Source organism: Herbaspirillum sp. BH-1 (genome assembly GCF_002870055.1).
In the GTDB taxonomy this organism is placed as follows: domain Bacteria; phylum Pseudomonadota; class Gammaproteobacteria; order Burkholderiales; family Burkholderiaceae_D; genus Herbaspirillum; species Herbaspirillum frisingense.
The window spans coordinates 424085-437171 of record NZ_PKOI01000001.1; the positions used below are offsets into that span (position 1 = coordinate 424085).

The following is a 13087-nucleotide window of genomic DNA, read 5'->3' on the forward strand; positions in this document are numbered from 1 at the left end:
AATATGAGAAAAACGCAAATATACGGCTACTACGCCTTTGGATTCAATTATGCGCTTCTAAGAAGTAAATTATGGGTGGGACCTTCTACCAAGCGTGAAAAGATAGTTGAACTTCTTGAGGGTTTTTTAAATTATCTATCGGACTTGGACGTTCAAGTGTCTAACCGTATTGCGCAGCCACTAGTTGCCACTTTAGATAAGCTGAGAAACTCTATAGCCGAAAACTTGGGGCAAGACTTATCCGATGAGATAGAAGGCTATCTGAACAGATTGGATCACGCTTTAGATGCGGAGCTCGAATTAAAATATGCCTACCTCATGACCAAGAAGCGATATCCGTTGGAGTCTCTCATGGAGACGCCGGATACTCTTCTCGGCAACGGCGTTCGAGAAACTCTCGCTGATCACGCTTATAGAGATTTTTCCTTTGCCTGCGTTCAGATTGCTTATGAGCAACCAACGGCGGCCGCATTTCACCTCATGCGCGCTCTGGAAGCTCAGGTCAAGGTGCTTTACTACGCATTTAAGAAAACGAAACGCCTACAAAACCCAATGTGGGGTGCCATTATTAAACAGCTTCGAGAAAAGAAGAATCCCAGACCATCAGAGAAATTGCTTAATCACCTGGATGGGATGCGTCTCCATTTTCGTAATCCAACCCAACATCCAGACGCTTTTTATAATATGGATGAATCCCAGGACCTTCTGAATCAGACAATCGCTGCAATTAGCATGATTGCCGCCGAGCTGCCGAGATAGGCGCATTGTTATAAAAAGTTTTTTCGAAAAAATCCGAGGCCCTCATTCGAATTCGCCATTGTGCAGTTTCCCCCCTTGGGGGGGCTTCGCTGCGTGTTTTCTTTTGGCCTGAGTTGAATTGAATTTCGAGTCTCCTTCTTCGTTCTCCGTCCTCCCGTTGAAACATAGACACGCGCAAAGCTGAAATCTCATGCTTTTGCGTCCTAGGTTCCTGTCCGATAACGATCACTTTCGGACATCCTTTCTGCATTCTGTACGAAACTAAGCCTTGCACATTTTCGTACATCGCCTATAATTCGTACATCTCTTTCGTACAGGTGTTCTGCCATGTCCCGCGTCTTTGCATACTGCCGTGTTTCTACTACCGACCAAGTTACCGATAACCAAGTGAGGGAGATCGAGGCCGCAGGCTTTGCGCTCACTTCCCGGAGAACGGTGACCGAGCACATTTCAGGTTCGGTATCAGCAATGGAACGTCCGAAATTCCGGGCACTTACTGAGAAGCTAGAGGAGGGTGATGTCTTGGTTGTGACAAAGCTGGACCGCCTAGGGCGCAATGCCATGGATGTGCGGGCAACAATCGAAGCCTTAGCTTCGGACGGCGTACGTGTGCATTGCCTTCAGTTGGGCGGAATGGACCTCACAAGTGCAGCCGGGAAGATGACTATGGGCGTCCTCACGAATGTCGCTGAGTTCGAACGCGATCTCCTGATTGAGCGGACCAATGCGGGCATACAGCGAGCTAAAGCGGATGGTAAGACATTCGGAAGGCCTCCTGCATTGAGCCCAGAGGTGCAACAGCAAGTGCGCCTGAAGTTGGCCGAAGGTGTCCCTGTAGCGCAGCTCGCCAGGGACTTTAAGACTACCCGGCAGACGATAATGCGGGTCCGAGAGAGGGCCTCAGAGGCAGTTCAATAATATTGTCTTTTTAATAAGTGACACAATAGGATGTGGACGCGGGGTTCGTTCCGTATGAGAAGGCGTCGTGCAGCCGGGTTCTGAGGTGCTCGGATTAATCCCCATCGCTGACTTTTGGCTGTTCCGTGTGGGGGGGCATCGAAAATCGTGGCTGCAAGAGCAAAGCCGCCTAGATTAACTCCCCCTGAGCTGGACGTGCCCAACATTGTCACATAGCACGTGAATCGCTTCTTAGATAAGAAGTTGCACAATTGGCAGAGAAGCGTTGATCTGCTGAATGCTCAAAATTGGCGAGCCTTGCCGACGTACAAGTTCCCCCACAATAGATAACGGGCGGGCTGCACCGCATTTCTGTTGATCTGGCATTGGTCAACCCGCAAACGTCCCTTCCTTCTCGTTTCAAATCCCTCGGGCGGCCTGTCTGGCCGTCTGCCCCCAATCAATCTTCATCAGCCGCATTTACCCATCTATGGGTCGATGTGGCTTTTTTTATTCAATTTTCATCACTCGCTTCTATCAATGACTGATACCACGAAGACCCAATATTCCCGCGTTCCCGGAGGTTCATCTTCAGATGCCCTCCACGTTCGCCTTGAGAACCCCCTAGCGATCCGCTTGAAGGCTGCACAGGAGCGTCCCGAGTTCCTTATCAAGGATATCCGCCGTCCGTCCCGTGCCCTCATCGTGCGTCGTGCACTGAGCTTCTACCTCTCCCAGGTGGAGCGAATGAATGGGGCGCAGCTCACCCAGGAAAGTCTTGAACTTCACCGACTGGCTTAACCATGCTGAAAATTCCAATGACAGAGGATGCTTCCCTCAAGATTCCGGCGGTGGTGGCCCGTTCTCTACTGATTCCACGCACTTTTCCCCATCAGCTAAGGGACGCCCGTAGAGGACAGAAGACCCGGCAGCTCCGAGACTACATCAAGGCCCTCCGGCATCTTCGAGACTCCTCTAAGGAGTTGAACGAGTCAAATCTGAAGTTCTTGCGAGAGATCGCTGAGGATAACGGAATCGCCAGCACCTCTATGGTGAGTCATTTCCTTAAGCGAGAATTTCCTGAGGTGGCCGCTGTGATGTCCCTACGAGTCCCCCGTAAGCCCCGTGCTGCTATCAAGGCAGCTGCACTTGATCTGCTGATAGCAGAAGGGGGCCATCTACTGGACAGGGCTGGTGAGCTGGAAACCGCCAATATCCGAACCCAAGTGGAATTGGCCCGAATTCTCCGGATGGATCAGAAGGGCGTCAGTAACCATCTGCGTCAAGAGTATCCAGCCATCGCGGCCTTGATGACTCCGAGGCGAAAGGCTTACAAAAATGTCCGGCCATAAATCACCTCTGGATATCCTCGGTATCACTCATGCTCTCCTCAGTCCCCCCGAGCAGGTGCTCTTCGGTTCTCTTCAGGTGGATGAGGAGCGATTTCAGATCCGCAATCCGAAGGCCTGTAGTTTCTCACAAACCAGTGCCCAAGAGGCCGAGCAGAGGAAATTGCGAGATGGCCTGCAAGCCCTCGTTAAGGCAGATATTGAGCTTGATCCCATCATTGTCTGGAGGGATGCCGAGGGGAGACTCTGGATTATTGACGGCCACCACCGGCATGATGCCCTGATTGCGTCAGGTATCGGCTCCGGCGAGATGATTTGGATTCAGGTGGCGAACGTCTCCTCCGAGGCCCAAGCAAGGGCGCTGGCCCTCGACATCAACAAGCGGCTTCACTTGAGTCTGCACCCCAAGGAACTCTTGGAGAACCTCTGGAGGGCTACCTTGTTGGGTGAGGCAGAGGGGAGCACGAGAGAGAGGGCAAGGAAGTATCAAGTGAGTGTCGGCACTGCTTCCAATATAGCTCGCAAAGCTCCAGAGGTGATTGCCGAGTTAGCCCGAAGGGCAGCCCTGCAAGGGGTGGTCTTTGACCTCGAATATGTTCGCCAACATGCTCCGCTTTGGCGGGAGCTTAAATCCTTCTGGAAAGACTTTGAGAAACCCAAAAGTGAGGAGTTACTGGAATTGGAACGGAAGAGAATCGCAGACGCTCTCCTCGGGGCGCTTGGTGATGACCTGAAGGCTAACCCGGAGTTGGTCGCTGAGGTCTTCGAGGAGGTGACCCGAGAGGTATCCGGAAAGGAGGCCCATATGGTCTTCAGCAAGGGCAATCAGGAAGACTTTTGAGGCTGTTCTTGTTCACATACAGGACACGTCTTTTGAACGTCCCTGTTCACGGTGAACACTTATCCCCCAATTTCTCTCACCTCACTTCTACATTTCCCACTCACTTACTCCCAATGACAGACTCTTTGCAGCGCCAACTAGAGCCGCTAAACCGAATGGCAGAAGACCGCAGCAGTCTCCCGCGCACCTACCGACCAATTTTCATGCGTCAGCTAGCTTGGCGTATCCGCCGAACAAATCAACTTATCAAATGTTATGAGGGCCTATGAGAAGATCGTTCCAGTCCACCTAAGGCACGTAAGCCCAGGTCTCCCCGTGCCGGTAGCCCGAAGGCACGAGTCCATGTCGCCGTAAAACATTTCTTGGATTTCCCCACAAGTCCCTACCATCTGGAGAATCTTGTTTCGGCACTGATCGATTATGAGATCCACGCCCGACTTAAACTTATCGTATCGGAAGATAAGGACAAGCTCCCAGCAGACTTCCCATATCCATCTGAAGGATGCGTGGTGGATAGCATCCTCCCTGAATCATCTGAGCAGCTTTGGCGGAGGATTCAGTAGTACGGATAAACGGCGTGACCTGTAAGGTCCGATATTTTATGAAGTCCGGCAAGCTACGGATGACCGAAGACGGGCAGTACGTCACTACCTGCAGCCCCCCTCACATGCCTCTTGAAATTCACCCAGAGCCCCCCGTAGTTGCCCAGCCAATTGAGCGCTTTAGCCGCAAGGGCTTGCGCATGAGGGGTATCAGGTCCTCTCAGGCAAGACCATCGAGGAGGACCACGTACTTATCGATGGTGGGTGTCGCCATATAGCAGCAGCCCGCAAGCACGTGTCGGATGACAGAGTTAGTGAAAATCTCGTCCTTGATATATAACGCCTTTTTCGCTAATTGTGACACGCCGTATATTGGCAGCGTCATAGAAAGTGAAAAGTGCGGGCGTCAATGCTATATAAACTAAAACTTATTGATTGTGATACGGGCGTAATCTGCTTCAATTATAAAGCGTTCCTTCCGCCCAATTTTTGGCTAACTTATGGGGTCTCTTTTTTCGATATTGTTGGTTAGTTTATCTGAACAGACATACCTCAACGGCGACACCATCTTTGCATACTGGGACCTGCTGCTGATGGAGCATGCCCGAGCGAGGGGGGCTGTTACAGTCAATCACCAACGCCACCACTGCCCAAAGTATGCCGTAGCTATTCCGCCTGTTTATCAATGCATTTGATGGCTTGTTACCTGATAGAGTATCGCTATTCAGAAAAATATTACCGGGGGATTGATAAGATGTTTTCAATGGCGTTTTTGAAGCGAGCCGCGATTGTCGGCTTAATTCCATCAATCGCAGTTGCAGCAAATATTTCTGTAATAGAACGAGGCGACTTTAAGTATCCAATCATTTCACTGGATGGTGAAATCACAAATGCTGACGGCGATAAGTTCTCCGTCATCGCCAACCGATTCTCAAATGCTCTAGTTGAGATGAACAGTCCTGGTGGCAGTCTGCTCTCAGGTATTCAGATTGGCACCATTATCCGGCTTAGAGCATTTCAAACGTTAGTTCGAAAGGGCGAGGTTTGCGCTTCGGCGTGTGCTTATGCATGGTTAGCGGGAACTGAGCGCTATGTAGAGGGAGGGGCGAAGATTGGCTTCCATGCTGCTTACATCGTGAGCCACGGGCAGGCAAAGGAAAGCGGATCAGGCAATGCACTGCTGGGTTCGTATCTATCTCGTATAGCCTTATCTGATGCTGCAATCGTCTACTTCACATCGGCTGCGCCTCAGGAAATGAACTGGCTAACGACTCAGACGGCTCAAAAGCTCGGGTTGAATGTTCAGGATTATGGAGCTATTAGAAGAAATCCTGCCGTAGCACCGACCTCAGAGCCTAGTTACGTCAATCCAGCGCCAGTACCTTCGCCTGCCAACAACAGCTTAGAACGAGCTAGCCTCCTCTTCGTTAAGCGGTATTTTTCATATTGGTCTGCTGATAACCAGCAAGCCCTTGAATTTCTTGATGCGGCTTTAGATGAGCAAGTAGTTTTTTATGGGGTTAAGAGGTCGAAGCGCGACATTCTTAAAGAGAAGGGTGCCATCATCCGACGCTGGCCTGCTAGAGCCTACATTGAGCGCCCTGACTCCATCAGAATCAACTGCGACAGCTCGAAAATGACTTGTGCCGTAGGTGGTGTTATGACTTGGGAGGCACGAAACGAGGTGAGAAATGCGGTAGCCTCTGGTGTTTCAGAATTTACCTTCGTTTTTGATTATTCGAGAGGGGCCGCAAAAATTATCTATGAGGACGGCAAGGTTCTAGAGCGAAACAAGCTCTAATTACATTTAGCACCTATCTTGCTCTTGAAGTCCTAAGAAATTGAACATAGGAAATAATCGGGCAGCCACCCTGCGACGAGTCAATTGGAAATAGTCTGCGCCGCGTTCACCATGTTGAGTGGCCCAGAGCTTGGCCAGTTCTACGGGTTTTGCAAGCAGGGCACCAATAAGGGCGATCTACGGGGAGCTATTGAGAAGCAAATGTGTGGCTGCGATATGTCAGCCTGGAAGGGTCTTGTGAATTCCTATATGAACAGCATTCCGCCTGATGTAGTTACTTTGGAGTCTCACGGGCTCCCCGTTAAGGGCGACCAAGTGAAGATTCAAGGTATCTGGATGAATGTGAAGACGGCGGCCAGAGTTGGCCTTATCTAATATTGAGCACCCCTGAGAGAGTGGGGTAACATCTGGGGTAATTTTAACCACCCCATAAAACCCCTCTAGATCAGACGGGGCCTAGCTGGGCGCTAGAGTGTAACTGGTGCCGGGAGCCGGAATCGAACCGGCACGCCTTGCGGCGCGGGATTTTGAGTCCCGTGCGTCTACCTATTCCGCCATCCCGGCAACGCAAGCCCGAGATTATTGCCGATTTCGCTTCCTGGGGCAAGCCCCTGAAGCGGCCTCATCAAAGAACGATGAAAATTATTTTCCACACACCGCTTCGATGGCGCGCTCGCCGGTGGAGCCGGGGATGGGGTCCTGCAGCTTCACGTCCGAGTAGGCCAGCTGCGGGGCCAGCAGCATCTGCCCACGGCCGTCAGCCTGCGCGTACATCTTGCGGCTGCCAAAGCCGAGCTGGCGGCTGGTGCAGTCGAAATAGGCGGTCGAGACCTCCGACAGGTAATAGGTCTTGCTGCCCTGGCCCATCAACAGTTGCGGACGGCTCCAGTTCAGCAGGATCTGCGCCTGGCGCACGCTGCGGGTGACGACGATGCTGCTCTTGTCGATGAAGAAGCTGCCGATGGTGTTTTCGCCCAGGGGCGACCATTCGGCGCGCGCGGGCAGGCAGGTCGCGGCCAGGAGCAAGGCCAGCGGCGCCGCCAGCAGCAGGGCGGGGCGGGGAGCGCGCAGGCGGTGAGGGGACGGTCTATCCATATCGCAGGGCTTCGCGTCAGGTCAGCATCATGGCCAGCATGGCGACATCGTCTTCCAGCAGCAGTATCAGCGGGATGCTCCAGAAGAGCAGTTCGGCCAGTACGCGGTGTCCCGTCATGCGCAGGCTTGCAGCCATGTCCAACTCATCGATCACGAAAATTGAAAGAGCGGCAATCCTAACATGCCCTTTGCAAATCATCATGGGGCTGCCATAGGAAAAATGGCCCGCACGCGGCGAGCCATCTTCTCTTCCAGTGAAGGGCAGTCAGGGGCGCTCAGATTGCCGCAGCCACCGCCTTGCCGACTTCGGTGGTGTTGCTCTTGCCGCCCAGGTCGGGGGTGGTCGGTCCGTTGACCAGCACTTCCTCGATGGCCGCCAGCATGGCGTCGTGGGCCTGGCGATACTTGCCTTCGCCGTTGCCCAGGAAGTCCAGCATCATGGCGCCGGACCAGATCATGGCGACCGGGTTGGCGATGTTCTTGCCGAAGATGTCCGGGGCCGAGCCGTGCACCGGTTCGAACAGCGAGGGCAGTTCACGGGTCGGGTTGATGTTGGCCGAGGGCGCGATGCCGATGGTGCCGGCGCAGGCCGGGCCAAGGTCGGAGAGGATGTCGCCGAACAGGTTGGAGGCCACCACCACGTCGAAGCGGTCCGGGTTCAGCACGAAGTGCGCGGTCAGGATGTCGATGTGGTACTTGTCGCGACGCACGTCGGGGTACTTGGCGCCCATGGCTTCGACGCGCTCATCCCAGTAGGGCATGGTGATGGCGATGCCGTTGGACTTGGTGGCCGAGGTCAGGTGCTTCTTGGGACGGCTTTGCGCCAGGTCGAAGGCGAACTTGAGGATGCGGTCGGTGCCCTTGCGGCTGAAGACCGATTCCTGGATCACGGTTTCGCGCTCGGTGCCTTCATACATGCGGCCGCCGATGGAGGAGTATTCGCCTTCGGTGTTCTCGCGGACCACGTAGAAATCGATGTCGCCGGGCTTGCGGTTGGCCAGGGGGCAGGGCACGCCGGGCATCAGGCGCACCGGGCGCAGGTTGACGTAGAGGTCGAAGTCGCGGCGGAACTTGAGCAGCGAACCCCACAGCGAGACGTGGTCCGGCACCGTGGCGGGCCAGCCGACGGCGCCGAAGAAGATGGCGTCGAAGCCCTTCAGTTGCTCGAACCAGTCGTCCGGCATCATCTGGCCGTGCTGGGCGTAGTAGTTGCAGTGCGCCCAGTCGAAATGGGTGAATTCGATGTCGATGCCGAATTTCTTGCTGGCGGCCTCGACGGCGCGCAGGCCTTCGGGCATCACTTCCTGGCCGATGCCGTCACCGGCGATGACGGCGATCTTGTGGGTCTTGCTCATCTGCTGTGCTCCTGTGGTCTGTTCTGGACGGTGTAAACGGTGTCCATCATAGAACGCTTCGGGCAAGGGATCATCCACGATCTGGTGATCTTATAAAACACGATCCGTGAATGATGCGCAAAACCTCAGCCCATGAAAAAGGCACTGCCCGGACTGCGGCAGTGCCTTGGTGATGCCTTGGGAGCGGTTCAGCCGCCCAGTGCTTCGCCCCACAGGCTCACGCCCATGCTGTGCTCGGCACCCGGTTCGAGTTCCACCAGGTCGTCCATCACATTGGCGGTCTCGATGCAGAGCATGCGCTGCCAGGCGTCGTCGGCGAACTGCGACAGGCGGCGCGCCTTGCTGACCCAGGGGTTCCACACTACGGCCGAGGTCGAGCCGCTGGCTTCGATATGGATGCGGCGGTTCCAGCCTTCGTCGCGGATCGCCAGATGCGCCGGCAGGTCCAGGTAGATGCGGTCGGTTTCGCTGCTGACTACCAACGGGCGCTTCTGTTCGCGCTCGGCCCAGCCTTCCAGGGTTTCGATGTAGCGCTGGCCTTCCAGGCCTTCCACGGTGACGTCGTGGATGCTGCTGACGGCGAAGTAGCTGTGCAGTGCCTGGGTGAGGGCGATGTGCTGCTCGCTGCCGTTGCGGGTGGTGAGCTTGAGGTGCAGGCGGTCGTCGAGGAGGATTTCCAGGCGCAGTTCCAGGCCCGGCGGCAGATGGCGCAGGGCCGGCGAATCGGTGGTGGGGGGGATGGCCAGCACCAGGCGCACGGTGTCGCCTTCGATGGCGTTTTCCATCAGCAGCCAGGGGATGCCGCGTACCAGCCCGTGCGCCGGCAGGCGGCCACCGGCGTGCAGGGACTGCACCTGCGGTGGATTGCGCATCAGGTCGCCGAACCAGGGCCAGCAGACGGGGATGCCGCCGCGTACGGAGTTGCCGGCTTCGAAGGCGGCTTCTTCGCTCATCCAGATGATCGGTTCCTGGCCGTGGACCTGGTAACGCAGGACCTGGGCGCCCTGTTCGGCGATCAGTACTTCGGCGCGCGCGGTCTGCACGCGCAGGCATTGCAGCTGGTTGACTTCGATACGCTGGATGTGGGGAAGGTCGGGCGGGACCTCCTGCTCCTCGATGATGCTCATGCCGGTGACTCCAAGAATTCGTTGCGATAGCGCAAGACTGCCACAATTCGGGCGCTTGCGGGTGGTTTGGCGCACTGGGCGAGGCGTGCCGTATCGACTGGGCCGCCTTGCCTGCCGCGCTTTTCCGGGAGGACGGCGACCCGACTATAATCCACGGATCGTGGATTTCAATGGCTACAGATCGTGAACAATTCTCCCCTGCTGGAAGACCTGCGTCTGTTCTGCGTGGTGGCGCGCCATAGCAACTTCGCCGAATCGGCGCGCGAGGTCGGCGCTTCGCCGGCCTATATCAGCAAGCGCATCGCGCTGCTGGAGCAGGCGCTGGGCGTGCGGCTGTTCCATCGCACCACGCGCAGCGTGGTCATGACCGAGGATGGCGGCAATGTCCATGAATGGGCGCGCAAGATTCTCGATGATGTCGAGCAGATGATGGAAACCGTCAGCAGCGCCAAACGGGTGCCGCGCGGACTGCTCAAGATCAGTACCAGCTTCGGGCTGGGGCGCAAGGTGGTCTCGCCCCTGCTGTCGCGCTTTGCCAGCGAGCATCCGGAACTGAAGATCCAGCTGGAGCTGGTGGACCGGCAGATCGACCTGGTCAATGAAGGCATCGATCTGGATATCCGCGTGGGGGCGGGGCATGAGCCGCATCTGTTCTCCAAGCGCATCCTGCCCAGCCAGCGGGTGCTGTGCGCCAGTCCGGCCTATCTGAAGAAGAATGGTGCGCCGGCCGACCTGGCGGCGCTGCGCCAGCATCAGTGCCTGGTGATCCGCGAGCGCAACCAGTCCTTCGGCATCTGGCGCATGATGGGGCCCAAGGGGCAGGAGACGGTCAAGGTCTCGGGGGGACTGGCATCCAACCATGGCGAGATCATCCACCAGTGGGCGGTGGATGGTCACGGCATCATCCTGCGGTCGATCTGGGATGTGGCCGATAGCCTCAAGCGTGGAAGGCTGGTGCGGGTGCTGCCGCAGTATTTCCAGGAGGCCGACCTGTGCGCGGTCTATCCCGTGCAGCTGAAGAATTCAGCGAAGGTGCGCGAGTGCGTGCGCTTCCTGCAAAAGCACCTGGATGTCACGGCGCCGGCGATGACGGTGTGATGGAGTGAAGGTGCGGCGGCCCGGCAGGGCAGGCCTCGGGCTGACAGCCTGATGTTCAGCGCACATCAAAGCGTTGCCGCACGATGCGCTCCAGGCCCTGCGCCACGTGGGCCACGGCGCGGTCGTCGGCGTGGCGGCGATGATGCAGCAGGCGCAGCGGCGGCGCTTCCAGTGGCAGGGGCGGGCGCAGGCAGGCCAGCACCACCGGATGGGCAGCGGTGGCAGCCGGCACGCAATACATGGGCATCACCGCGATCAGGTCCGAGCCCTGCAGCAGGGCCGGTGCCATCAGGAAGTTGGGGATCACCATGCCAATGCGGCGGCGCAGGCCCTGGGTGGCGAGCTGTTCGTCGATGCGGCGATTGAGCGTGTCATGGCAGGCGATCTGCAGATTGGGATACTCCAGCCAGCGCGCCATGGTCAGCTGTTGCGCCGCCGGGTGGTCGCGCCGCATCACCACCACGCAGCGTTCCTGCAGCACTTCGCGGCCGCGCAGGGTGTTGGTCGGCGTGGCCGCGCCCAGGACCAGGTCGGTCTCGCCGCGCTCCAGGCGGGCGGCGGCATCGGCGTCGCCTTGCCAGGTCTGGAATTCCAGGTCCAGCAGGGGCGCGCTGGCGCTCAGTTCCTGATACAGCGGCTGGGCCACCACCTGGGCGGGATAGTCGGGCATGAGGATGCGCACCCGGCGCGCCAGCGTGGGCAGATCCTGCTCGTGCGCCGGGGACGCGGTCCCATCGCCGCCCAGTGCCAGGCGCAGCGGCTCGCGCAGGGTTTGCGCGAGGCTACTCAGGCGCATCTGCTGGCCGCCATCTTCCAGCAGGGGATCGCGCAGCAACTGACGGCAGCGTTCCAGCGCATTGGCGGCAGCCGGCAAGGGCCAGCCCACGCGGGCGGCGGCGCGTGCCAGGTGGACTTCATCGAGGATGGCGTCGAGCAGGCGCAGCAGACGTTGATCCATGGTGGCCAGCGCCAGCAGGGCAGGTGAAGAGGTGAGAGCAGCGGAATTCATGACGCGATCAGGCCAAAAGAGAATGGCCCGCCGCCAGGACGGCAACGGGCCAGGGGCGGGAGTGTAGCCTGATCGCTGCAGGGCTACAAGCGTCCAGAAGTGGCGCTCAGCCGAAGGCTTCCTTGATGGTCTGTATCTTGCCCATGTCGGTGGCGTCGTAGCCGGCCAGGTTGTTGACCACCTTGCGGAAACCATCCGATTGCAGGATGTCGATCACGGCGCGGATCAGCGGGTCTTGCAGGGAGGCCGCGGGCAGGGCGAAGAAGTAGCGCTCGCGCACCAGCGGGATGAAGCCCAGGCCGAAGCGGTGCGCCGCCGTCTGCACGCCGAAGCCGACATCGGCCATGCCGCTGGCGATGAAGGCGGCCACCGCCGAGTGGGTGAACTCGGTATTTTCGAAGCCGTTGATCTTCTTGTGGGCGATGCCGGCGCCGGCCAGCATCAGCTCCAGCAGCATGCGCGTGCCGGAGCCGGCTTCGCGGTTGACGAAGCGCAGGTCGCTGCGAATGAGGTCGGGCAGTCCGCGCAGGCCTTTGGGGTTGTCCGGTTCGACGAACAGGCCCTGGTTGCGGATGGCCAGGTGGATCAGGCAATCGCTGCGCTTGTTGAGCCACTTGGCATAGGTGGCGATGGCCGGTTTCTCGAATTCGCCCAGCGGAACGTGAAAACCGGCCAGGTCGCACTCCTGGCGCGACAACGCGGCCACGGCATCGGTGCTGTGGCGGTAGCGCACTTCCACCGGCAGGCGTGCCTCGTTGATCTTGCCCAGCAGCGCTGCGACCGCAAAGCCGTGGCTGGCATTGAGCCGCACCTTCTCGGACTGGCCTTCGACCGTCTTGCCCAGTTCCACTTCCAGCTCCGAGGCCAGGCTGTCCAGGGTCGGCGACAGGCGCGCCGTTACCAGTCGGTCGGCCCATAACAGCTTGCTGGCGAAATCGGTGAGTGTGGTGCCACGGCCTCGGCCGCTTTCTATCAGTGCGTTGCCAAACATCCTTTCCGCATCGCGCAATAGTCCCCAGGCGTGCCGGTAGGAATAGCGCGTCAATTGCGCGGCACGCGCAATGGAGCCGCTTTGCTGGATCGCCGTGAGCAGTTGCAGCAGGTTGGCCGTGTCCAGAGCCACCTCATTGTCATAGGCGATTTCCCAGTGCGGTTTGATGTGGACTTTGAACATTTAGGCAAAATAAAGCATATTGAAACGGCAGTTTATCGGT

At 57.7% G+C, this 13087-nt stretch carries 10 protein-coding genes and 1 tRNA gene; 5 read left to right on the top strand and 6 right to left on the bottom strand.

Features of this window, described 5'->3' with window-relative positions:
- The first annotated feature begins 3 nt into the window (after window positions 1-3).
- The 4 genes from HBH1_RS01910 to HBH1_RS24760 all read left to right on the top strand — a co-directional run bounded on the left by HBH1_RS01910 (window position 4) and on the right by HBH1_RS24760 (window position 6189).
- A complete protein-coding gene (locus tag HBH1_RS01910; RefSeq protein WP_102661364.1) occupies window positions 4-759 on the top strand; it encodes a DUF4145 domain-containing protein in 756 nt (251 codons plus the stop codon).
- A 327-nt stretch (window positions 760-1086) separates the two neighbouring features.
- Window positions 1087-1677, top strand: coding sequence for a recombinase family protein (locus tag HBH1_RS01915; protein WP_102661365.1), 591 nt, complete (start codon window positions 1087-1089; stop codon window positions 1675-1677).
- 1317 nt (window positions 1678-2994) lie between these two features.
- Window positions 2995-3846, top strand: a complete 852-nt coding sequence (locus tag HBH1_RS01925) for a ParB/Srx family N-terminal domain-containing protein (protein WP_102661367.1) — start codon at window positions 2995-2997, stop codon at window positions 3844-3846.
- A gap of 1236 nt (window positions 3847-5082) precedes the next feature.
- Window positions 5083-6189: a COG3904 family protein gene (locus tag HBH1_RS24760; protein WP_146012808.1), complete on the top strand. Its 1107-nt coding sequence runs from the start codon at window positions 5083-5085 to the stop codon at window positions 6187-6189.
- Between the two features lie 479 nt (window positions 6190-6668).
- Here HBH1_RS24760 and HBH1_RS01935 read toward each other — a convergent pair.
- The 4 genes from HBH1_RS01935 to HBH1_RS01955 all read right to left on the bottom strand — a co-directional run bounded on the left by HBH1_RS01935 (window position 6669) and on the right by HBH1_RS01955 (window position 9766).
- Window positions 6669-6753 (bottom strand) — tRNA-Leu (locus HBH1_RS01935).
- 78 nt (window positions 6754-6831) lie between these two features.
- Window positions 6832-7284, bottom strand: coding sequence for a surface-adhesin E family protein (locus HBH1_RS01940; protein WP_102661369.1), 453 nt, complete (start codon window positions 7282-7284; stop codon window positions 6832-6834).
- A gap of 275 nt (window positions 7285-7559) precedes the next feature.
- Window positions 7560-8639: a tartrate dehydrogenase gene (locus tag HBH1_RS01950; RefSeq protein WP_102661370.1), complete on the bottom strand. Its 1080-nt coding sequence runs from the start codon at window positions 8637-8639 to the stop codon at window positions 7560-7562.
- Window positions 8640-8827: 188 nt separating this feature from the next.
- A complete protein-coding gene (locus tag HBH1_RS01955; protein ID WP_102661371.1) occupies window positions 8828-9766 on the bottom strand; it encodes a D-hexose-6-phosphate mutarotase in 939 nt (312 codons plus the stop codon).
- Window positions 9767-9949: 183 nt separating this feature from the next.
- On the opposite strand from HBH1_RS01955, the gene HBH1_RS01960 reads away from it, so the two are divergent.
- Window positions 9950-10864 (top strand): LysR family transcriptional regulator, encoded by a 915-nt coding sequence (locus tag HBH1_RS01960; protein ID WP_102661372.1) that lies wholly within the window; start codon window positions 9950-9952, stop codon window positions 10862-10864.
- Between the two features lie 55 nt (window positions 10865-10919).
- On the opposite strand, the gene HBH1_RS01965 is transcribed toward HBH1_RS01960, so the two are convergent.
- Complete coding sequence (locus tag HBH1_RS01965; protein WP_102661373.1) at window positions 10920-11873, bottom strand: LysR family transcriptional regulator; 954 nt, start codon at window positions 11871-11873, stop codon at window positions 10920-10922.
- Between the two features lie 106 nt (window positions 11874-11979).
- A complete protein-coding gene (locus tag HBH1_RS01970; RefSeq protein ID WP_102661374.1) occupies window positions 11980-13047 on the bottom strand; it encodes a substrate-binding domain-containing protein in 1068 nt (355 codons plus the stop codon).
- Window positions 13048-13087 lie beyond the last annotated feature (40 nt).

What these genes read in the sequence shown, in the direction of transcription:
- HBH1_RS01955 (WP_102661371.1), bottom strand. Translation starts at nt 9,766, where the DNA reads ATGAGCATCATCGAGGAGCAGGAGGTCCCGCCCGACCTTCCCCACATC.
- HBH1_RS24760 (WP_146012808.1), top strand. Translation starts at nt 5,083, where the DNA reads ATGGCTTGTTACCTGATAGAGTATCGCTATTCAGAAAAATATTACCGG.
- HBH1_RS01940 (WP_102661369.1), bottom strand. Translation starts at nt 7,284, where the DNA reads ATGGATAGACCGTCCCCTCACCGCCTGCGCGCTCCCCGCCCCGCCCTG.
- HBH1_RS01915 (WP_102661365.1), top strand. Translation starts at nt 1,087, where the DNA reads ATGTCCCGCGTCTTTGCATACTGCCGTGTTTCTACTACCGACCAAGTT.
- HBH1_RS01925 (WP_102661367.1), top strand. Translation starts at nt 2,995, where the DNA reads ATGTCCGGCCATAAATCACCTCTGGATATCCTCGGTATCACTCATGCT.
- HBH1_RS01910 (WP_102661364.1), top strand. Translation starts at nt 4, where the DNA reads ATGAGAAAAACGCAAATATACGGCTACTACGCCTTTGGATTCAATTAT.
- HBH1_RS01965 (WP_102661373.1), bottom strand. Translation starts at nt 11,873, where the DNA reads ATGAATTCCGCTGCTCTCACCTCTTCACCTGCCCTGCTGGCGCTGGCC.
- HBH1_RS01950 (WP_102661370.1), bottom strand. Translation starts at nt 8,639, where the DNA reads ATGAGCAAGACCCACAAGATCGCCGTCATCGCCGGTGACGGCATCGGC.
- HBH1_RS01970 (WP_102661374.1), bottom strand. Translation starts at nt 13,047, where the DNA reads ATGTTCAAAGTCCACATCAAACCGCACTGGGAAATCGCCTATGACAAT.